This window comes from Shigella sp. FC1544, assembly GCF_001722145.1.
Taxonomy (GTDB): Bacteria; Pseudomonadota; Gammaproteobacteria; order Enterobacterales; family Enterobacteriaceae; genus Escherichia; species Escherichia coli.
Genome location: NZ_MECT01000553.1, coordinates 1 through 20,860 on the forward strand (window position 1 = coordinate 1; position 20,860 = coordinate 20,860).

Genomic DNA, 20,860 nt, shown 5'->3' on the forward strand with positions numbered 1-20,860 from the left:
TCACTGATCGAAAGTTGATTTTCAAGAACCGTTCTGACAGCTTCGGCTTTGAACTCTTTAGAGTAACGTTGGTTTTTTCTGCTCATTATTAGCTCCTTCTGATGCCATTCTATTTCAGGAAGGAGTGTCCGTTAAACTCAGGCTACCTCACGCCAAATAATTTTATGACCACAACCTGTCGTATTGTGGTCATAAAAAATTGTCGGCTGGAGGGAGTTAAATCCTTTACCTCAATATACTGCCTGTCAGCATTAGTTCACAAACAGTGCTTCGCTGTCGACGATGATTCCATCTTCCGCACCTTTAAGCGCCAGGTTTGCCTCGTAGTATTGCTTTTTATCAAGCAGTTTCTGCGCATCAGCAAGTGCATTACGAGTCTGTTTAAGCGGCATCAGATATTGGTTTTCCATTACGCCAACACCGGCCAGGCGAAGTTCTTCCATTGCGCCCTTTTTATCCCCTTTCGCCATTTTTTCATTGGCAATTTTTATCGCGGCTTCTTTTTCGGGAGTTGCTACATAACTCTCAGAAATTCCGACAGATGCATTAATGACAATATATTGGTCATCATTGAGATTGGTCTTTTTACCTGGCTTAGCGAACTTTGCCCATTCGGTACTGTCATCTGACAGCAAAGCGGAAGCTTCATTGGTCAGTTCTTTTGCCTTTTCTGGATCGCCATGAAACAGAGCCAGGCGCGCTACCTGCACGTCACGCATCGCATATAAACCTTGTTCAGAGATACGCTCTGCTGCTGCCGTTTTCTGGGTTTGCTGAACTTGCTGGGTTTGCTGTTGTGCCGCTACCGGTGCATTATCAGCAGCCCATACAGTTGAAGATGCCAGAATTGCTGTGACCATCGTAGCCATAATTAAACGTTTCATACTTACCTCATTCTTTAACAGTTTTAGAAAACGCCGCCATCATATTGGGTGAGCATGAAATGAGAAATCAGAGAGCAACGGTCATTTTGAAAGGGTTATCTTACAGTTGTAGTTATTATCGCAAGAAGTATTTTAGTCTTACAATTGTAGGAATCTGCTTCCTGTCGCAGAGAGCTATTCTTATGTACCACAAAGAGATGTCATTTATTATATCGATGTAAATATTGATTAATTATATGTAAATACAGCCATAACATCGTAGGTTCTCAGTGAACCATTTTCAGGATAACTTTCTATGAAAGTAAACTTAATACTTTTCAGCTTATTTTTATTGGTCTCTATTATGGCATGCAATGTTTTTGCATTTTCCATTTCTGGTGGTGTAAGTGAGAGGAGCTATAAAGAGACTGAAAAAACATCAGCGATGACGACCACACACTCTACAAAACTTCAGCCATCACAGGCGATTTGGTTTAAGATGAGAGAAGATGCGCCACCATTAAACCTCACAGAAGAAATCACGCCTACTTATCCGACAAAGGCGAATTATCTTATTCATCCTGTGCGATAGCGTCTGTCACATGGCAGGTGAACAATCATGTCTGATGCTGATGTGAACACCTGCCCAAATGAGCCATCCTGACCCACTATCGCCTGCCATACCCCACCATAAAGCGAATCATCAAGCCACAAGCCGGGGCAAGAAACATAAATATCCCCGTCACTAGTTCATTACCGCCAGTTAACCACATGGTGAAGTAATAAATGAGTGCAGCGAGGATCACCATGCCGAAGAAAGAAGAGACCGCCGATACCACGTTCAGTACCTGACCGATGTAGCCGCTTACGCAGACAATACACAGGGCGAGAAACATCCATAAATAAATCATAGCTCAACCTCCTGCCGCGCTAAAAAACCTGTAACTTCAGTCACTTTAATAGTAAGACAATCCTTAACCTCTGGCAATTTTTGCTAAGCATCAATGAAAACAGCATGTTAAATGCAAGACTGTTGTGTACGGAAAAATATTTACTTTGCACGATTAATAATCAGTAGCTGAAAGCAGTCAGCGAGTGATAAAGTACAGATACCGCATTCATGCTCCTCGTGGTTATGTCCTGACTAGTCTTTACACTCTTTACAGGAACCATTGTCGTACATGATGGCCCAACCAATTGAGTGTACCGCTGTCGACATGGAATCTTCTGCGATACAACAATTCGTATCTACAGAAGGTAACTATGTTTCCACAATGCAAATTTTCCCGCGAGTTTCTACATCCTCGCTACTGGCTCACATGGTTTGGGCTTGGTGTACTCTGGCTTTGGGTACAGCTTCCTTATCCTGTTCTCTGCTTTCTCGGCACGCGTATTGGCGCAATGGCGCGACCATTCCTGAAACGTCGTGAATCTATCGCCCGTAAAAACCTGGAACTTTGTTTCCCGCAGCATTCTGCGGAAGAACGCGAGAAGATGATTGCCGAAAACTTTCGTTCACTCGGCATGGCGCTGGTAGAAACCGGCATGGCATGGTTCTGGCCCGACAGTCGCGTACGTAAATGGTTTGATGTTGAAGGGTTGGATAACCTTAAACGCGCACAAATGCAAAATCGCGGCGTAATGGTTGTCGGCGTCCATTTTATGTCGCTGGAACTGGGCGGCCGCGTGATGGGACTGTGCCAACCAATGATGGCTACCTATCGTCCACATAATAATCAGCTGATGGAATGGGTGCAGACCCGTGGGCGCATGCGCTCTAACAAAGCGATGATCGGCAGAAATAATCTGCGCGGCATTGTCGGTGCACTGGAGAAAGGTGAAGCGGTATGGTTTGCTCCCGATCAGGATTATGGTCGTAAAGGCAGCTCCTTCGCGCCGTTCTTTGCGGTGGAAAATGTCGCCACAACCAATGGCACCTATGTTCTCTCCCGTCTCTCTGGCGCAGCCATGTTGACCGTAACGATGGTAAGAAAAGCGGATTACAGCGGATATCGTTTGTTCATCACCCCAGAGATGGAAGGCTACCCGACAGATGAAAATCAAGCCGCTGCCTATATGAACAAGATTATCGAGAAAGAGATCATGCGCGCACCGGAGCAGTACCTCTGGATCCACTGTCGCTTTAAAACGCGCCCGGTGGGAGAATCATCGTTGTACATTTAACAAACTGCTCTTACTCTTTCCCTCCTCAAATCGGCCATAATAACCTCATAGTTTTTATGGCTTTTTTCTTAAGGTTTTTTCCTTCGCTGAATATCTAATTATTACCGTCAGAAATTAAACTGTCGCCGATATGAGACACTTGTAAGTTACTAAAAGTAAATAAGAAAATGCCTCTTGTCTCGTTTCAGTTTTAGGCGTACATTAGCGCCGTCTTGAGCAGTTTAGCTCAGAATTCTGGGGTGATGCCCACGGTAAAATACAGGGCTTTTAAGGTCGCTTTGCCCGGTGTCAACTCACTGTATCAGGTGTAATGAAGTCATTCAGGCGTAACAGCAATTACGCGGAGAGATGTAAAGTGAAATATTTCTTTATGGGCATTTCTTTTATGGTCATCGTTTGGGCCGGTACTTTTGCCCTGATGATCTAAAAGCAAACTGTGCAATGAAAAACAGGAGCCATCAGGCTCCTGTTTGCATTTCTGACGACGGTGTTTATTCCGCGTTTTCGTGAATATGTTTGCTGCTGGCGGGTAGTAAACCGTCGGCACGGAACATCGCTTTAATCCCTCTGATGGCCTGACGAATACGGTCGCGGTTTTCAATCAGTGCAAAGCGAACATGCGTATCACCATAGTCGCCAAAGCCAATCCCCGGCGAGACACAGACCTTCGCTTCGTTAAGCAATTTCTTGGCAAATACCAGCGAGCCCATGGCAGCATACGGTTCCGGTATTTTCGCCCAGACATACATCGAAGCCTTCGGCATTTCAACTATCCAGCCCGCTTCATGCAGCCCTTTAACCAATACATCACGGCGGCGTTTGTACTGTTCGGCAATGTCGCGCACGCACTGTTGATCGCCCTCCAGCGCCGCAATCGCCGCCACCTGCAACGGCGTAAAGGTGCCGTAATCGTGATAGCTTTTAATACGAGCCAGGGCGCTGACCAGCGTTTTGTTGCCAACCATAAAGCCGATACGCCAGCCCGCCATGTTGTAGCTTTTCGACAGCGTAAAGAACTCGACTGCCACATCGCGTGCACCCGGTACCTGCATGATTGACGGCGCTTTCCAGCCATCGTAGACGATATCGGCATAGGCCAGGTCGTGGACCACCAGCACATCGTAGCGTTTCGCCAGCGCCACAACCTTTTCGAAGAACTCCAGCTCCACGCATTGCGCGGTTGGATTCGACGGGAAGCCGAGGATCATCATCTTCGGTTTCGGATAACTTTCACGAATGGCGCGCTCCAGTTCGTTGAAGAAATCGACACCTTCCACCAGCGGCACTGAGCGTACCTGCGCCCCGGCAATCACCGCGCCATAAATATGGATCGGGTAACTTGGATTCGGCACCAGCACCGTGTCACCATGATCCAGCGTCGCCAGCATCAGATGCGCCAGGCCCTCTTTCGAACCAATAGTGACGATGGCTTCTGATTCCGGGTCGATTTCAACGTCGTAGCGATCCTGATACCAGCGGGAAATGGCGCGACGTAACCGCGGAATGCCGCGTGAAGTGGAGTAACCATGCGTGTCCGGGCGCTGGGCCACAGTACATAATTTTTCGACGATATGCGGTGGAGTCGCACCGTCCGGGTTACCCATGCTGAAATCGATAATATCTTCGCCGCGCCGACGCGCAGCCATTTTCAGTTCAGCGGTGATGTTAAAAACGTAGGGCGGGAGACGATCAATGCGCGTAAAGCGACGTTCAGGGCGAGTGTCAGCCATAATTTCCTCAGATTAACGTTAGCGCCCGGACCGTCCGAGCGACGCTGCCACAATGGTGGCTGTTTTGAAAATAGCCTGATTAATTTCTGTCTGTCCAGCGTTTTAGAACATTTTTATCAATGGCTTTAAATGAGGAACTCCACTTCAAAAACAGGAAATTTTTCTACGCTAACAAGAAAATTACCACCAATTTTATTAACATTATAATTTCAATAAATTTACCAGCCAGAAGTGCATTATCAAGAGATACATTGCTAATACACCATTTATCTTTCAATCCCCTTTTAAATTTATGGTTTTTCCTCAAAAACGGCCTGCTGGTCATCAGCCTTCAGGTTACCTATCATAGAGGTTTAATCCTTATTCAGAGTCACCCGTGCACGAAATATTCAACATGCTGCTGGCGGTCTTCGATCGGGCAGCGTTAATGCTTATCTGCCTGTTCTTTCTCATCCGTATCCGCCTGTTTCGCGAGCTGTTGCACAAGTCGGCACACTCCCCAAAAGAGTTGCTTGCTGTTACCGCCATTTTCTCGCTGTTCGCCCTGTTCAGCACCTGGTCCGGCGTTCCCGTAGAAGGCTCGCTGGTGAACGTACGTATTATCGCGGTGATGTCCGGCGGGATTCTGTTTGGCCCGTGGGTAGGCATCATTACCGGCGTGATTGCGGGTATTCACCGGTATTTAATTGATATCGGCGGCGTGACGGCGATCCCCTGCTTTATCACCAGCATTCTGGCGGGTTGTATATCAGGCTGGATAAACCTGAAAATCCCCAAAGCACAGCGCTGGCGCGTCGGTATTCTCGGCGGCATGTTGTGTGAGACGTTGACCATGATTCTGGTAATTGTCTGGGCACCAACTACCGCGTTGGGGATCGATATCGTCTCTAAAATCGGCATTCCAATGATCCTCGGTAGCGTCTGTATCGGCTTTATTGTGCTTCTGGTGCAAAGCGTTGAGGGCGAAAAAGAGGCCAGCGCCGCGCGGCAGGCCAAGCTGGCGCTGGATATCGCCAACAAAACGCTACCGCTGTTTCGCCATGTCAATAGCGAGTCATTACGCAAGGTCTGCGAAATTATCCGCGATGACATTCACGCCGATGCGGTGGCGATTACTAATACCGATCATGTGCTGGCCTATGTTGGCGTGGGTGAACATAACTATCAGAATGGCGATGACTTCATTAGCCCGACTACCCGTCAGGCGATGAATTACGGAAAAATCATCATTAAAAACAATGATGAAGCCCACCGCACACCAGAGATTCATTCCATGCTGGTGATCCCATTGTGGGAGAAAGGCGTTGTGACCGGAACGCTGAAAATTTACTACTGCCACGCGCATCAGATAACCTCGTCATTACAGGAAATGGCGGTTGGTCTGTCGCAAATCATCTCCACGCAACTGGAGGTTTCACGCGCCGAGCAGCTACGTGAAATGGCAAATAAGGCAGAGCTTCGCGCCCTGCAAAGCAAAATTAATCCCCATTTTCTGTTTAACGCTCTGAACGCTATTTCATCGTCAATCCGTCTGAATCCGGATACCGCTCGCCAGTTGATCTTTAATCTGTCGCGTTATCTGCGCTATAACATTGAATTAAAAGACGATGAGCAAATCGATATCAAAAAAGAGCTGTATCAAATTAAAGACTATATTGCCATTGAGCAGGCCCGCTTTGGTGACAAGCTGACGGTTATCTATGATATTGATGAAGAGGTGAATTGCTGCATTCCCAGCCTGCTGATCCAGCCGTTGGTGGAGAACGCCATTGTCCACGGTATTCAGCCTTGCAAAGGTAAAGGCGTTGTCACCATCAGCGTTGCAGAGTGCGGAAATCGGGTACGCATTGCGGTGCGAGATACCGGGCACGGCATCGATCCAAAGGTGATTGAGCGGGTCGAAGCGAATGAAATGCCGGGCAATAAAATTGGCCTGCTGAATGTCCATCATCGCGTGAAGTTATTGTATGGCGAGGGGCTGCATATCCGCCGCCTGGAGCCGGGGACGGAAATTGCGTTTTACATTCCTAACCAACGCACCCCAGTCGCCTCACAGGCTACGTTATTGCTTTGAGCCGAAGTGATATTGTGAAAGTCATCATTGTTGAAGACGAATTCCTGGCACAACAGGAACTGAGCTGGCTAATTAAAGAGCACAGCCAGATGGAGATTGTCGGCACCTTTGACGACGGTCTGGACGTGTTGAAGTTTTTGCAGCATAACCGCGTCGACGCCATTTTTCTGGATATCAATATTCCGTCGCTGGATGGCGTGTTGCTGGCGCAAAACATCAGCCAGTTCGCCCATAAACCGTTTATTGTGTTCATCACCGCGTGGAAAGAACATGCGGTAGAAGCGTTTGAACTGGAGGCGTTTGACTACATTCTCAAACCGTATCAGGAGTCACGTATTACCGGGATGCTGCAAAAACTGGAAGCGGCCTGGCAACAACAGCAGACCAGCAGTACGCCTGCAGCGACGGTAACGCGTGAGAATGACACCATTAATCTGGTGAAAGATGAGCGAATAATCGTCACGCCAATTAACGATATCTATTACGCCGAAGCGCACGAGAAAATGACCTTTGTCTATACGCGGCGTGAATCCTACGTAATGCCGATGAACATTACCGAATTTTGCAGCAAACTGCCGCCGTCGCATTTTTTCCGCTGCCATCGCTCATTTTGTGTCAATCTGAACAAAATACGCGAAATCGAACCGTGGTTTAATAACACCTACATTCTGCGACTGAAAGATCTGGATTTTGAAGTGCCGGTCAGCCGCAGCAAAGTGAAAGAATTTCGCCAGTTAATGCATCTTTAATCGGGAACTTTCATGAAAGCACCAGGCTTGCCCGCCGATCAACAATTTTTCGCCGATCTGTTCAGCGGCCTGGTGCTTAACCCGCAACTACTGGGGCGCGTCTGGTTTGCCAGCCAGCCTCGTTACCGGTGGGCAGTTTATGTATTGATTTTCCCCGTCTGGATATCGTGCTGCGCGGCGAATACGGCAACCTGCTGGAAGCAAAGCAGCAGCGAATGGTGGAAGGAGAAATGCTGTTTATTCCGGCACGCGCGGCTAATTTACCGATCAACAACAAACCGGTGATGCTGTTAAGCCTGGTGTTCGCACCGACCTGGCTTGGGTTATCGTTTTACGATAGCCGCACCACGTCGTTGTTGCATCCTGCTCGCCAGATCCAGCTTCCCAGCCTGCAACGCGGTGAAGGTGAAGCGATGCTTACCGCCCTCACTCATCTTAGCCGTTCGCCGCTGGAGCAGAATATCATTCAGCCACTGGTGTTAAGTTTGCTGCATCTTTGCCGCAACGTGGTGAATATGCCGCCGGGTAATTCGCAACCGCGCGGCGATTTTCTCTATCACAGCATTTGTAACTGGGTTCAGGATAATTATACCCAGCCGCTCACCCGCGAGAGCGTGGCGCAGTTTTTTAATATCACGCCCAATCATCTGTCAAAACTGTTTGCTCAGCATGGAACGATGCGTTTTATCGAGTATGTGCGTTGGGTGCGAATGGCGAAGGCGAGGATGATTTTGCAGAAATATCATCTGTCAATTCATGAAGTGGCACAGCGTTGCGGTTTTCCGGATAGCGACTATTTTTGTCGCGTTTTCCGGCGTCAGTTTGGTCTGACGCCGGGAGAGTACAGCGCCCGTTTTCAGGGCTAACGTCAGAAGGTTAATTCTGTTTCCAGCAGCGTCAGGATACTTTGTGCATCTTGCGCGGCAAACAACGACTGGCGGAAGTTTTTATTCACCAGTTTACGCGCCAGCTGCGAGAAGACTTTCACATGATTCATCCCTTCGTTAGCACCCAGCGTCAGCATGATCACCAGTTCGACTTCGCCCATTTCTGACTGCCAGTCAATCGGTTTCGCCAGCCGGGCAATGCTGATACTGGAATGACGGATCCACTGAGATTTGGTGTGCGGGATCGCTACGCCAAAACCAACGCCGGTGGTAACAATCTCTTCCCGCTGCCAGACATCTTCTTCCAGCTCAAACGGATGTTCAGTGCGCCCGTTAACGCCGAGGTTGCCGCACAGGAACTGGATCGCCTGCTCTTTATTGCTAAAATCCTGATCAACAAAGATATTCTCCAGCGCCAGCAGTGGGCGAACGTCTTCTTCCGGCGTAAAGGCGGTGAGTAACGCTTCAATTTCCTGCGCACTGCGGCATTCACATGCCTGACGCGCCAGTTCCCGACACGCCTCGCTATCCAGTTGACGAAACTGGCTTTTCACCGCCGGAATACGCGGGCTACTCATACTCAGCTCATCCAGGCCCAGCCCAAGCAGTAGCGGCAGATAACGGCTTTCACCGCCCAGTTCACCGCAAATGCCTACCCATTTGCCCCGCTGATGCGCAGTGGTAACTATTTGCTGCAACATGCGCAGGAACGATGGCGTAATCGGGTTATATAGCGGCGATACGCGCGGGTTATTACGATCGACCGCATACAGATACTGGGTCATATCGTTGGAGCCGATACTGAAGAAATCGACCTCATCGCAGAAGTGGTCGATGATGTAGCACACCGACGGCACTTCCACCATGATCCCAAGCGTAATCGTCTCTGCATGACGCAGGCCATCGCGCTTAAGCTCAACGATCGCTTTTTGGATCTCGCCCTTCACCCATAAGATCTGATCGAGACTGTGGACCATCGGGATCATCAACTGGGCGTTGCCAAAACTGGCGGCGCGCAAAATCGCCCGTAGTTGAGTGCGGAACAGGCCAGCAAATTCCGGGTAAATACGCACCGCGCGATAGCCGAGGAACGGGTTCTCTTCCTGGGGAATATTCAGATAAGGAATGCTTTTATCGCCACCGATGTCCATTGTGCGGAAGATAATCGGCTTGTCGCCCGCTGCCAGTAGCACCTGCTGGTAGGCTTCAAATTGCTCCTGCTCGTCCGGCGCGCTGTCGCGATCCATATAGAGCATTTCAGTACGGAACAGTCCAACGCCTTCCGCGCCGTTGGCAAACGCGCCTAGCGCTTCCAGAGCGGTGCCGATATTCGCCGCAATATCAATACGCTTGTTATCACGGGAATAGGCCAGCTGCGCGGCGGCCTGCGCCTGTTGTTTTTGGCGTTTATCCGCCAGCGTCTGTGCGACCTGATAATAACCGCTCACCGCGTCATTCGGGTTAATCGCCAGCACGCCGCACTGGGCGTCAAGCACCGCCGGTTGCCCGGCATAACGGGCAATCGCATCCAGCGGCAGGCCGCTCAGTACCGGGATCGCCGAGGCGCGGGCCAGAATCAGGGTATGCGAGGTGCACCCAGTTTTCTCCAGAATCATGCCTGCAAGATTTTTTAAATCGAGGCTCAAAAACTGGCTTGGGGTTAAATCCTCGGCTACCAGAATAGTCGGTTTTTCCAGCACCAGATTGTTGCGCGGCTTCAGTTCCGGCCAGGTGATATGCAGCAACTGTTCGCTAATATCGCGAATGCCGCTAACACGTTCGCGCAGATAATCACTGGCAGAAGCAGAAAGTTTGGCGCAAACCTGCTCCATATTGCTGATGATCGCCGCCCCCAGCCCTTGATGCTGTTCTGTCATCAGACAACGGATATTGCCCGCGAATTCATCATCCTGAATCAGCGACAAATGGGCGCTAAGGATAGTTTTGCTTTCGCCGTCACGCTCACGCAATTGCTGGTTCAGTTGCTCGGCAAGCGTTGCAAGGCTGTGCTCCAGCCGGGTGGAATCTTGCGCACTGGCGGGGATTGCCCGATAACTGTCGAGGCTGTCGCTTTGTAACAGGGTCAGCGTACCCACGCCGACGCTGCTTGCCAGCACATTGCCGTACAGTAAATCCGGGTTCAGGCGGCTTAATGAACGCGGCAGCGGATGCGCCGTCAGTTCTGCCTGCGTTGGCTGGATGCTGTCGCTGTCGATAAAGCGCACCTGGATGTACTCTTCCAACACGCGCTGCGCCTGCTCTTCATCGCTGCCGCTAATGTTCAGGCTGCAACTGTCATTAAATAAAGTACCGGTGCCAATCAGCGCCAGCGAGCTTTTCGCATCGGCCTTTGCGTTCTGGCGATGGTTGATAAAGGTGATTTCGCTTTGCCACTGGCTGCACTGTTCTTTAAGTTCCCACGCCGGACGAGCATGAAGACCGTTTGGCAAAGGACAGAGAAATTGAATCGTTAACATAACCGCTCCGGGTTAATCAGGAGATCATCTGAAATCCGTCAGTTGAACAACCGTCTCACGCGTAAGACGTTTAATAAGGGCAGATAAAAGCTGCTGCATCTGCAAAATGTCACGGCAATCGGCAATCGATGCGGCGCAATGTCCGTGGCGGGTTGCTGGCCCCATCACCACTGTAGGCACGCCGGTGCCGGTTAAGTGCACCGCTCCGCCGTCCGTGCCGCCGTTGCTGAACATATCTGCCTGTAACGGCACGCCAATTTCTGCCGCCACGGTTTAGATCCACGCGGTAAGTTTTGGCGGCGCAATCAGCGACTTGTCGCTTAACACCAGCATCGGCCCGTTACAAATCTGACGATGGTTAGCCGCGCCATAATCAAAGTTTTTCGCCCAGCAGGCGGTATCAAGCACAATGGCGACATCCGGCGACACCGCGCGGGTGGCAGTTTGCCCGCCGCGTACCCCCACCTCTTCGCTGGAACTGGCCACCAGCCACACTTCCGCAGGCAGTTCAGCGCTGTGTAGTTCGCGCAGTAACGTCACCAGCAGGTAGCAACCGAGGCGGTCATCAAAGGCTTTCCCCATCACCCGCTGGTGAGGGAGAACCTGAAAAGTTGTATCAAAGGTGACGCGATCGCCTGGACGAATTCCCGCCTGCATCACTTCGTCATACGAGCGCGTACCAATGTCCACGCGCATGGCGCTGACGTCATTCCCCTGCCGGTCGCCGTCAAGCAGGCCTGGAATTTTGCACTCTTCACGGGTGGTGATGCGCACCGGCTGCAGCTGGCGGGCAGCCATGCGCACGTTGCCAACCGGCAGCACATCAATTGCCCCTTCGCGGGAGATGCTGCGCACCATAAATCCCACTTCGTCCATATGGGCGCAGATCATCACCTTCGGCCCTGTCGATTCATTGAGGCGGATCAGCACCGATCCCAGACCATCAAATCGCACTTCTTTTTGCAGGCGATCCGCTTCTTCCAGCAGGATCTGCCGCACTTCCTGTTCCGAGGAGGCGATCGCATCTGCCTCGCTCAACGCTTTTAATAGCGATAAATCCATTATGCCTCTCCCGTGAGCAACACTGTTTTCGGCATGGCGTAGAGCACTTCTGCGCCTTGCGGGGTAACCAGCACAACATCTTCGATGCGCACGCCCCCTTGCCCTGGCAAATAAATCCCCGGCTCCACGGTCAGCAACATGCCTGGCTGTAGCGTCGTGGTGTCCCGCGGTGAAAAACGCGGATCTTCATGGACTTCAATGCCGATAGCGTGACCAGTGTTATGACCGAAATAGTCGCCAAATCCAGCCTCGGTAATGACCCGGCGCGCGGCGTCGTCAATCTGCTGGCAGCGCACGCCGGGGCGAATTGCAGAGATTGCCGCGAGCTGTGCCTGCAGGACAATCTGATAGACGTCAAACAGCGGGTGAGATTCGGCGCTCACCCCTTCGCCATTCACCAGCAAGGTGCGCGTCATATCAGAGCAGTAGCCCTGATACAGCGCACCAAAATCGAGAGTGACAAACTCGCCCGCTGCAACAATCTTGTCGCTGGCTTTGCCGTGCGGCAGCACCCCGCGCCAGCCGCTGGCGACAATGGTGTCAAAAGAGGCTTTTTCTGCGCCCTGCTGGCGCATAAACCACTCCAGTTCAGCGGCTATCTCGCGCTCGCTCATCCCCGCCTGAATAAAGCGGCGAATATGCTCCGCTCCGCGATCGGCAATCCCACAGGCGAGGCGGATTATCTCCACCTCCTCTGGCGTTTTGATTTGCCGCAGCACATCCGGCGTGGCGCTAACCAGTTTCGCATTGAGTTCAGACTTCCAGCGGTGCGCGGTTTCCCAACTCACCTGCTGGCCTTCAAAACCGAGCGTTTGCAACTGCTCATCGGCAATGATTTGATTGACGATAGTGGTAAGCGTGTTCGTCGCGTCAAGCAAATGCAGCTGGTAGCCTTGCGCACGGGCTTCCACCTCAACGAAATAGCGCGAATCTACCAGAATGTGCGCACTTTCACGGCTAATAACCACATAGCCTGATCCGGTGGAGATCCCCAGATGCGGCTGTTTGTTCTGCCGTGAGGAGAGAAGCACTGCATCCAGTTGTTGCGCCTTAAGCCAGTCGCGCAGCGAAGCGAGTAATGTCATCTGGATTTTCCTTCTTACAGGCTATCGATTAACAATTTGCCTTTACGGAACATCATCAGACGCAGGAACACCACCATCAGCGCAGTTATGACTGCCCCCAGCGCGATCCCCGCCATATAGACGCCAAGGTTAGTGACCAGCGGCCATGCCCAGATAGCGGATTCCGGGAACCATTGCACTGCGCCCAGCCAGACAGCGGCGGTTGAGCCGACAATCGCGCCGACCATATACGACGGAATGGCGGTGATGGGGCTTTCCAGCGCAAACGGAATCGCACCCTCACTAATCCCCATAAAGGCAAGGAACATCGCGGTCTTACCCTGCGGATAAAGTTGAGCGTTGAACAGGCGTTTGCCGGTTAAACGACGGTCAATAATGGTCGCCAGCCCCAGACCAATCGGAGGAATAACGATAGCGATAGAACGAGCGGTGACCGGTAATACGTGGTCAGTGGTAAAGCTGAAGGCAACGAAACCTGCGGCTTTGTTGATCGGGCCACCAAGGTCGATTGCTGTCGCCGCGGCGATCCCCATTGCGTACATCAGCGCGCCCTTCTCACCTGCGGCAGTCAGCACGGTACGGATACCGCCGTTGATCCAGCCGCCAAAGGGGGTAATGACGTAGTACATCGCCAGCATGACAAAAATGGCGGAAAGAATCGGTAGCAAAAATGTGGTTTTGAACGCTAACAGGAAATCCGGTAACTGGATTTTCTGGTTCATCCACTTCACAAGGTAACCCGCGACGATAGAAATAATCAGCGCACCAATGAAGGTGGACGGCACCGGCGAAGAGGTCGCCCATTGCATAGTGCTGGGATCGAAGTTCAGCAGTTGCGTCGGCTGGGTAGACATCAAGCCGCCGATAAAACCAGCCGGGAACGCCAGTTTGCCACCGATAGAGTTCGCCACAAAAGCAGCAAACATCGGAATGGCAAAACCAAACAACACGCCGCCGAAGGACTGCGACAGCCAGGCAAATTTCAGTAAGGAGAGGTCGAAACCGGAGAATTTCCCGCTATTAAGAGCATCCATGATGCCGATCTCAGCAGGAATTTTAAGCCAGCTATAAGCAATCAGCTGGCTGAAAGCGAGGATCACACCGCCCATAATTAAGGTCGGCACCATGCGTGAAATCCCTGACATCACATGCTGCGGGAGTTCACCCCAGAAGCTGCTTTTAGAGGCCTGCGGATTCTTAACTGCCGCTGCCGCACCGGATGCGCCAGGCACAACGGTTGCACTGCGTTTTTTAATGGCCATAACAATTATCCCTGTCGAATATTACTGTTGTTCAGAGGCAATCATCTCTTCGATTTCTTTGATGATGCCCGCAGCGTTTTTAATTGCGTCCTGCAAAGTGATTTCATAAACGTCGCGTGATTCGAAACGCTCATTATCTTCCGGGGTAACTGCCACGGAGTGGATGATGATGGTTGCTTCGGCGATATCCTGCGCCGTCAGGCGATTCTGGATACCGTCCGCGCCCTGGGTTTCAATTTTCACTTCATAACCGGCTTCTACCGCCGCTTCTTCCAACGCCTGAGCGGCCATAAAGGTGTGAGCCAGGCCCGTTGGGCAGGCACATAAGGCAATCAGTTTCTTACTCATCGTTAATTCCTCATTCAGTGATAGTTGACGAGTGATATTATGAACGTGCAAAGCAAATCGCCGTTACCAGACAAATAATGCATTTACTGGAGAATTAATCCCGCTGTACGGAAGTGTGACGCAGGTCGGCCTTGTGAGGGGACACAAAGAAAAATTGAATTAACTGTATGATTTAAAAGATTATCGGGAGAGTTACCTCCCGATATAACAGGAAGGATTTACAGAATGTGCCCTAAGGTCTGGCGTAAATGTGCACCGGAACCGAGAAGACCCGGATTGTCATGGACGATGAGATACACCGGAATATCATGGACATATTCTTTAAAGCGCCCTTTATCTTCAAATGCAGCACGGAAACCAGAGGCTTTGAAGAACTCAAGGAAGCGCGGCACGATACCGCCCGCAATAAACACGCCGCCAAATGTCCCGAGATTGAGCGCCAGATTGCCGCCAAAACGGCCCATAATGACGCAAAACAGCGACAACGCGCGGCGGCAATCGGTACAGCTGTCAGCCAGCGCGCGTTCGGTAATATCTTTTGGCTTGAGATTTTCTGGCAGGCGGTTGTCAGCTTTCACAATTGCGCGATACAAATTCACCAGCCCAGGGCCAGAAAGCACGCGCTCCGCCGAAACATGACCAATTTCCGCACGCAATATTTCGAGGATAATGGCCTCTTCTTCACTATTCGGCGCAAAATCAACGTGACCGCCTTCGCCCGGCAAGCTTACCCAACGCTTATCGACATGGACCAGATGCGCAACCCCAAGCCCTGTTCCGGCACCGTAAACCGCAATAGGTTTACCTTCTACCGGTTCTGCGCCACCAAACTGAATCAGATGCTCTTTTTTCAGCATCGGGATCGCCATCGATACAGCGGTAAAATCGTTAATAATTTCCAGATGGCTAAAACCGAGATTCTTTTTCATTTCGGCAATTGAGAACGCCCAGGTATGGTTAGTCATTGCCACCCAGTCACCGGTAATTGGGCAAGCGATGGCAATACAGCCGTCTTTCACCTCGACCTTATGTTCTTCAAGATAAACGCGAATGACCGCTTCGAGGCTGGGGTAATCAAGCCCTGAATAGGTCTTAGCCTGCGAGATTTCACCACTGGCAATATCACACAGAGCAAGACGTGCGTTGGTGCCGCCCACATCACCGACTAATGCATACTTTATCATTCTTCAACTGCTCCGCTAAAGTCAAAATAATTCTTTCTCACACTGTAAATACCTGGGGGCATAACAACAACGCCGGAAAGGCAGGCTCCCTGTAAATATCGATCTGGGTCACACATTTACTTTATCGTTTCAGCACCAATTGCAGCGATGCCTTTTTGCAAGCTGGGCAAACTAAGTATCTGACCCCGCATAAGGAATAGAACATGCTCCATCCGCGAGCCAGAACCATGTTGTTATTATCGCTCCCCGCCGTGGCAATTGGGATTGCGTCCAGTCTTATTCTGATTGTGGTGATGAAAATCGCCTCGGTATTACAGAATTTGCTCTGGCAACGACTGCCGGGAACTCTGGGGATAGCCCAGGATTCACCTCTCTGGATCATCGGTGTATTAACGCTAACGGGCATTGCGGTGGGGTTGGTTATCCGTTTCAGCCAGGGTCATGCCGGACCAGACCCCGCCTGTGAACCGCTGATCGGCGCACCAGTTCCGCCCTCTGCGCTACCAGGACTTATCGTAGCATTAATTCTCGGTCTTGCTGGCGGCGTCAGCCTGGGGCCGGAACATCCGATCATGACCGTCAATATCGCCCTTGCCGTCGCCATTGGCGCTCGTCTGTTACCGCGCGTCAACCGAATGGAGTGGACTATTTTAGCCTCTGCCGGAACCATCGGCGCGCTGTTTGGCACACCTGTTGCAGCGGCGTTGATATTTTCGCAAACCTTAAATGGCAGTAGTGAAGTTCCGCTATGGGATCGTCTCTTTGCGCCGTTAATGGCGGCAGCAGGTGGTGCACTAACTACCGGATTATTTTTCCATCCCCATTTTTCACTGCCCATTGCGCATTACGGACAGATGGAAATGACCGATATTCTCAGCGGTGCAATTGTCGCGGCGATTGCCATCGCAGCAGGGATGGTCGCCGTATGGTGCTTACCACGGTTGCACGCGATGATGAATCAAATGAAAAATCCGGTGCTCGTGCTGGGTATTGGCGGATTTATTCTCGGTATTCTGGGGGTTATTGGTGGACCAGTTTCGCTGTTTAAAGGGCTGGATGAGATGCAGCAGATGGTGGCAAATCAGGCTTTCAGCACCAGCGATTACTTTTTGCTGGCGGTAATTAAACTTGCCGCCCTGGTCGTTGCTGCCGCCAGTGGCTTTCGCGGTGGGCGAATCTTCCCGGCAGTGTTTGTCGGCGTGGCATTAGGGTTGATGCTGCATGAGCACGTACCCGCCGTACCAGCGGCAATAACCGTTTCTTGCGCTATTCTCGGCATCGTGCTGGTGGTAACACGCGATGGCTGGTTAAGTCTTTTTATGGCGGCGGTCGTTGTACCCAATACCACATTGCTACCGCTGCTCTGTATCGTCATGCTTCCGGCATGGCTGTTATTAGCAGGTAAGCCGATGATGATGGTCAATCGTCCGAAGCAACAGCCACCCCACGATAACGTTTAGCAAAAAATGCTCTCCTTTATGATTTAAGAGTTATGGCGATGATACGGGGCTTTACCTCCCCGTAATATTGCGTTAACAGGCCGCTGACGGCTTCGATCGTGAAGGAGAATAACAATGTTCAGGTCACTGTTTCTGGCGGCCGCCCTGATGGCATTTACCCCGCTTGCAGCAAACGCAGGTGAAATCACCCTACTGCCATCAATCAAATTACAAATTGGCGATCGCGATCATTACGGTAATTACTGGGACGGTGGTCACTGGCGCGACCGTGACTACTGGCATCGCAATTATGAGTGGCGCAAAAACCGTTGGTGGCGTCATGATAATGGCTATCATCGTGGCTGGGATAAGCGTAAAGCGTATGAGCGTGGCTATCGTGAAGGCTGGCGCGATCGTGACGATCATCGCGGAAAAGGCCGCGGACATGGACACCGCCATTAAACACATTCGCCAATGGAGCACAATGCCTGATGCGACGCTAGCGCGTCTTATCAGGCCTACAAACCGGATCTTTAACGCGTAGGGCGGATAAGGCGTTTACGCCGCATCCGCCAATAGTGCCAGATGCGACGCTCATTCAACTACAATCCCAGCGCCGTCCCCACCAACAACCAGATATTCAGCGCCACGACCAGCACTACAATCACCCAGCCTGTCTGTTTTACGCGTTTGCTGTTCACCAGATCGCCCATCAACTTGCTGTCACTGGTGAAAATCAGCAGTGGAACCAGCGCCAGGGCGATACCAAAACTTAACAGCACCTGACTCATAACCAGAATCCGTGTCGGATCTAATCCCATCAGAATGACAATAAATGACGGCAGCATGGTGACTGTACGACGCACCCACAGCGGGATATGGAAGCGAATGAACCCCTGCATCACCACCTGCCCTGCCAGTGTCCCCACTACCGTTGAGGACAGTCCGGCAGCAACCAGACTTAACCCAAAGACCGTTGCCGCAGCATGGCTTAACAGCGGTTGCAGCGTCAGATAAGCCTCATCAAGATCGGCAACACCAGTATGACCAGAAAAGTGGAACGCCGCCGCAGCTGTAGCCATCATCGCCAGATTGACAAAACCGGCAATAGTCATGGCGATAGCCACATCCCATTTGGTGGCGGAATAACGTTGTTGACGCGAACCGCCATGTAAATGCTGAGTGAGCGAGGAGTGCAAATAAATCACATGCGGCATAATCGTCGCCCCTAACACGCCTGCTGCCAGGAAGACCGCTTCCGAAGTAGGTAAACTCGGGATCACCATTCCTTTACCCAGCTGCGCCAGGTTAGGCTGGGAGAAAATCAACTCGACAATGTAAGCCGCGGCAACAAACAACAGTAACCCGCCAATCACTTTCTCCAGCGGTTTTTGCCCGCGACGTTGCAGCATTAAAATCAGGAAAGTCGCGATCCCCGTCAGCACCGCGCCCTGCAACAACGAAACACCAAGAATGAGTTTAAAACCGATCGCCGCACCAATAAATTCCGCCAGGTCGGTTGCCATCGCAATAATTTCTGCCTGAACCCAATAGAACCACACTACGGGACGCGGATAGTGATCGCGAATCTGCTCCGCCAGATTTTTACCGGTGGCAATCCCTAGTTTGGCAGAGAGGATCTGAATCAGCATCGCCATCAGGTTGGCCCAAACGACAACCCACAGTAGCTGATAGCCGAAGCTGGCACCCGCCTGAATATTGGTCGCAAAGTTACCGGGATCGATATAACCAATCGCCGCAATGAACGCAGGTCCCATTAATGCGAGCCTCATCTTGCGCGCCGCCCGTCCGCTGCTACTCTCAACGCGATAGTTCGTCATCTTGTGCCTCTAAAACATAGCCTTTGCTATGTTTCATGCTATGATAAACGAGAATGATTATCAAATTCATTTAAATGGATTGTGGTGATTTCTGTGATAGACCAGGATTATGACTACGAAAAGATTGATGACTTGAATGTTATGGTTATGTTTAATGTTAGCACATTTACATAACTTTCAGCTTCCATACACAACATAGCAGAAATGTATGACAGATCACTATTTTTGAAGCCTGTCACAGGACGTCATTATAGTGTGTGTCAGATCTCGTTTTCCTTAACCATGTTACATAGAATGTGCACGGAAATTTAACCTGCCTCATATTTGGAGCAAATATGGACCGAGTCCTTCATTTTGTACTGGCACTTGCCGTTGTTGCGATTCTCGCACTGCTGGTAAGCAGCGACCGCAAAAAAATTCGTATCCGTTATGTTATTCAACTGCTTGTTATCGAAGTGTTACTGGCGTGGTTCTTCCTGAACTCCGACGTTGGTTTAGGCTTCGTGAAAGGCTTCTCCGAAATGTTCGAAAAACTGCTCGGATTTGCCAACGAAGGGACTAACTTCGTCTTTGGTAGCATGAATGATCAAGGCCTGGCATTCTTCTTCCTGAAAGTGCTGTGCCCAATCGTCTTTATCTCTGCACTGATCGGTATTCTCCAGCACATTCGCGTGTTGCCGGTGATCATCCGCGCAATTGGTTTCCTGCTCTCCAAAGTCAACGGCATGGGCAAACTGGAATCCTTTAACGCCGTCAGCTCCCTGATTCTGGGTCAGTCTGAAAACTTTATTGCCTATAAAGATATCCTCGGCAAAATCTCCCGTAATCGTATGTACACCATGGCTGCCACGGCAATGTCCACCGTGTCGATGTCCATCGTTGGTGCATACATGACCATGCTGGAACCGAAATACGTCGTTGCTGCGCTGGTATTGAACATGTTCAGCACCTTTATCGTGCTGTCGCTGATCAACCCTTACCGTGTTGATGCCAGTGAAGAAAACATTCAGATGTCCAACCTGCACGAAGGTCAGAGCTTCTTCGAAATGCTGGGTGAATACATTCTGGCAGGTTTCAAAGTTGCCATTATCGTTGCCGCGATGCTGATCGGCTTTATCGCCCTGATCGCTGCGCTGAACGCACTGTTTGCCACCGTGACTGGCTGGTTTGGCTACAGCATCTCCTTCCAGGGCATTCTGGGCTACATCTTCTATCCGATTGCATGGGTGATGGGTGTTCCTTCCAGTGAAGCACTGCAAGTGGGCAGTATCATGGCGACCAAACTGGTTTCCAACGAGTTCGTTGCGATGATGGATCTGCAGAAAATTGCTTCCACGCTCTCTCCGCGTGCTGAAGGCATCATCTCTGTGTTCCTGGTTTCCTTCGCTAACTTCTCTTCAATCGGGATTATCGCAGGTGCAGTTAAAGGCCTGAATGAAGAGCAAGGTAACGTGGTTTCTCGCTTCGGTCTGAAACTGGTTTACGGCTCTACCCTGGTGAGTGTGCTGTCTGCGTCAATCGCAGCACTGGTGGTGTAAGACCATACATAAAAAAGCCGGGGATAATTCCCCTAATGCCAGTCAGTTAAGCAACTGACTGGCTCTTTTTCGGGGCTGTGGGGTATTTCCAGGGCCTCTCCTTTACCACTCTCGGGAAGGCCCTTCCCCTTCTCGTC

Annotated in this window: 20 protein-coding genes and 2 pseudogenes; 9 read left to right on the forward strand and 13 right to left on the reverse strand. The window is 51.0% G+C overall.

What is annotated here, in order from left to right; translation table 11 throughout:
* Nucleotides 1-86, reverse strand: an 86-nt coding sequence (locus BGK49_RS29900) for a transposase (protein ID WP_069375691.1), incomplete at its 3' end; no start/stop codon positions are given.
* 165 nt (nucleotides 87-251) lie between these two features.
* Nucleotides 252-884 carry a YfdX family protein gene (locus tag BGK49_RS20375; protein WP_000825604.1) on the reverse strand — a complete coding sequence of 211 codons (633 nt, stop codon included), beginning with the start codon at nucleotides 882-884 and terminating at the stop codon, nucleotides 252-254.
* Between the two features lie 295 nt (nucleotides 885-1,179).
* Here BGK49_RS20375 and ypdI point away from each other — a divergent pair, with 295 nt between their 5' ends.
* Nucleotides 1,180-1,455: a colanic acid biosynthesis lipoprotein YpdI gene (gene ypdI / locus BGK49_RS20380; RefSeq protein ID WP_000867639.1), complete on the forward strand. Its 276-nt coding sequence runs from the start codon at nucleotides 1,180-1,182 to the stop codon at nucleotides 1,453-1,455.
* A gap of 76 nt (nucleotides 1,456-1,531) precedes the next feature.
* Here the strand turns inward: ypdI and BGK49_RS20390 are convergent, their stop codons facing one another.
* Nucleotides 1,532-1,774: a YfdY family protein gene (locus BGK49_RS20390; RefSeq protein WP_000639883.1), complete on the reverse strand. Its 243-nt coding sequence runs from the start codon at nucleotides 1,772-1,774 to the stop codon at nucleotides 1,532-1,534.
* 352 nt (nucleotides 1,775-2,126) lie between these two features.
* Between BGK49_RS20390 and lpxP the strand changes: the two genes are divergently transcribed.
* Entirely contained in the window at nucleotides 2,127-3,047 is a 921-nt protein-coding gene (gene lpxP, locus BGK49_RS20395) for a kdo(2)-lipid IV(A) palmitoleoyltransferase (RefSeq protein WP_000484400.1), read from the forward strand.
* Nucleotides 3,048-3,402: 355 nt separating this feature from the next.
* Entirely contained in the window at nucleotides 3,403-3,474 is a 72-nt protein-coding gene (ypdK, locus tag BGK49_RS28345; RefSeq protein WP_010723117.1) for a membrane protein YpdK, read from the forward strand.
* 64 nt (nucleotides 3,475-3,538) lie between these two features.
* On the opposite strand, the gene alaC is transcribed toward ypdK, so the two are convergent.
* On the reverse strand, nucleotides 3,539-4,777 hold the full coding sequence (alaC, locus tag BGK49_RS20400; protein WP_000785925.1) for an alanine transaminase: 1,239 nt from the start codon (nucleotides 4,775-4,777) through the stop codon (nucleotides 3,539-3,541).
* Between the two features lie 376 nt (nucleotides 4,778-5,153).
* Here alaC and ypdA point away from each other — a divergent pair, with 376 nt between their 5' ends.
* The 3 genes and pseudogenes from ypdA (at nucleotide 5,154) to BGK49_RS20415 (ending at nucleotide 8,466) form a co-directional block, all read left to right on the forward strand.
* The gene (ypdA, locus tag BGK49_RS20405; protein ID WP_000544359.1) at nucleotides 5,154-6,851 is read left to right on the forward strand and encodes a two-component system sensor histidine kinase YpdA; all 1,698 of its coding nucleotides are present in this window, start codon (nucleotides 5,154-5,156) and stop codon (nucleotides 6,849-6,851) included.
* 14 nt (nucleotides 6,852-6,865) lie between these two features.
* A complete protein-coding gene (ypdB, locus tag BGK49_RS20410; protein WP_001295458.1) occupies nucleotides 6,866-7,600 on the forward strand; it encodes a two-component system response regulator YpdB in 735 nt (244 codons plus the stop codon).
* Between the two features lie 12 nt (nucleotides 7,601-7,612).
* A pseudogene (locus tag BGK49_RS20415) lies at nucleotides 7,613-8,466 on the forward strand (AraC family transcriptional regulator).
* Between the two features lie 2 nt (nucleotides 8,467-8,468).
* On the opposite strand, the gene ptsP reads toward BGK49_RS20415, so the two are convergent.
* The 6 genes and pseudogenes from ptsP to glk all read right to left on the reverse strand — a co-directional run bounded on the left by ptsP (nucleotide 8,469) and on the right by glk (nucleotide 15,905).
* Nucleotides 8,469-10,964 carry a phosphoenolpyruvate--protein phosphotransferase gene (gene ptsP, locus BGK49_RS20420; protein ID WP_000955852.1) on the reverse strand — a complete coding sequence of 832 codons (2,496 nt, stop codon included), beginning with the start codon at nucleotides 10,962-10,964 and terminating at the stop codon, nucleotides 8,469-8,471.
* 24 nt (nucleotides 10,965-10,988) lie between these two features.
* Nucleotides 10,989-12,026: pseudogene (gene ypdE / locus BGK49_RS20430) on the reverse strand (aminopeptidase).
* A complete protein-coding gene (ypdF, locus tag BGK49_RS20435; RefSeq protein WP_000173245.1) occupies nucleotides 12,026-13,111 on the reverse strand; it encodes an aminopeptidase in 1,086 nt (361 codons plus the stop codon). Before ypdF ends, ypdE begins: the two are co-directional and overlap by 1 nt.
* Nucleotides 13,112-13,125: 14 nt before the next feature.
* A complete protein-coding gene (locus tag BGK49_RS20440; RefSeq protein WP_000985336.1) occupies nucleotides 13,126-14,373 on the reverse strand; it encodes a PTS fructose transporter subunit IIC in 1,248 nt (415 codons plus the stop codon).
* Between the two features lie 21 nt (nucleotides 14,374-14,394).
* Complete coding sequence (locus tag BGK49_RS20445; RefSeq protein WP_005043385.1) at nucleotides 14,395-14,721, reverse strand: PTS fructose transporter subunit IIB; 327 nt, start codon at nucleotides 14,719-14,721, stop codon at nucleotides 14,395-14,397.
* Between the two features lie 218 nt (nucleotides 14,722-14,939).
* Nucleotides 14,940-15,905: a glucokinase gene (gene glk, locus BGK49_RS20450; RefSeq protein ID WP_000598932.1), complete on the reverse strand. Its 966-nt coding sequence runs from the start codon at nucleotides 15,903-15,905 to the stop codon at nucleotides 14,940-14,942.
* A 203-nt stretch (nucleotides 15,906-16,108) separates the two neighbouring features.
* Here glk and BGK49_RS20455 point away from each other — a divergent pair, with 203 nt between their 5' ends.
* Together BGK49_RS20455 and ypeC are read left to right on the forward strand one after the other, a co-directional pair.
* Nucleotides 16,109-17,365, forward strand: a complete 1,257-nt coding sequence (locus BGK49_RS20455) for an ion channel protein (protein ID WP_000903157.1) — start codon at nucleotides 16,109-16,111, stop codon at nucleotides 17,363-17,365.
* Nucleotides 17,366-17,479: 114 nt separating this feature from the next.
* Nucleotides 17,480-17,806 carry a DUF2502 domain-containing protein YpeC gene (ypeC, locus tag BGK49_RS20460; RefSeq protein ID WP_000490072.1) on the forward strand — a complete coding sequence of 109 codons (327 nt, stop codon included), beginning with the start codon at nucleotides 17,480-17,482 and terminating at the stop codon, nucleotides 17,804-17,806.
* Nucleotides 17,807-17,946: 140 nt separating this feature from the next.
* Here the strand turns inward: ypeC and BGK49_RS20470 are convergent, their stop codons facing one another.
* Nucleotides 17,947-19,185: an Nramp family divalent metal transporter gene (locus tag BGK49_RS20470; protein ID WP_000186369.1), complete on the reverse strand. Its 1,239-nt coding sequence runs from the start codon at nucleotides 19,183-19,185 to the stop codon at nucleotides 17,947-17,949.
* Nucleotides 19,166-19,255 carry a hypothetical protein gene (locus tag BGK49_RS31790; RefSeq protein ID WP_419722595.1) on the reverse strand — a complete coding sequence of 30 codons (90 nt, stop codon included), beginning with the start codon at nucleotides 19,253-19,255 and terminating at the stop codon, nucleotides 19,166-19,168. Before BGK49_RS31790 ends, BGK49_RS20470 begins: the two co-directional genes overlap by 20 nt.
* 265 nt (nucleotides 19,256-19,520) lie before the next feature.
* On the opposite strand from BGK49_RS31790, the gene nupC reads away from it, so the two are divergent.
* Nucleotides 19,521-20,723 carry a nucleoside permease NupC gene (gene nupC, locus BGK49_RS20475; RefSeq protein WP_005031738.1) on the forward strand — a complete coding sequence of 401 codons (1,203 nt, stop codon included), beginning with the start codon at nucleotides 19,521-19,523 and terminating at the stop codon, nucleotides 20,721-20,723.
* A 46-nt stretch (nucleotides 20,724-20,769) separates the two neighbouring features.
* Here nupC and BGK49_RS31290 read toward each other — a convergent pair.
* Nucleotides 20,770-20,860 (reverse strand): hypothetical protein (locus tag BGK49_RS31290; RefSeq protein ID WP_228368589.1); only part of this gene is annotated, 91 nt, incomplete at its 5' end.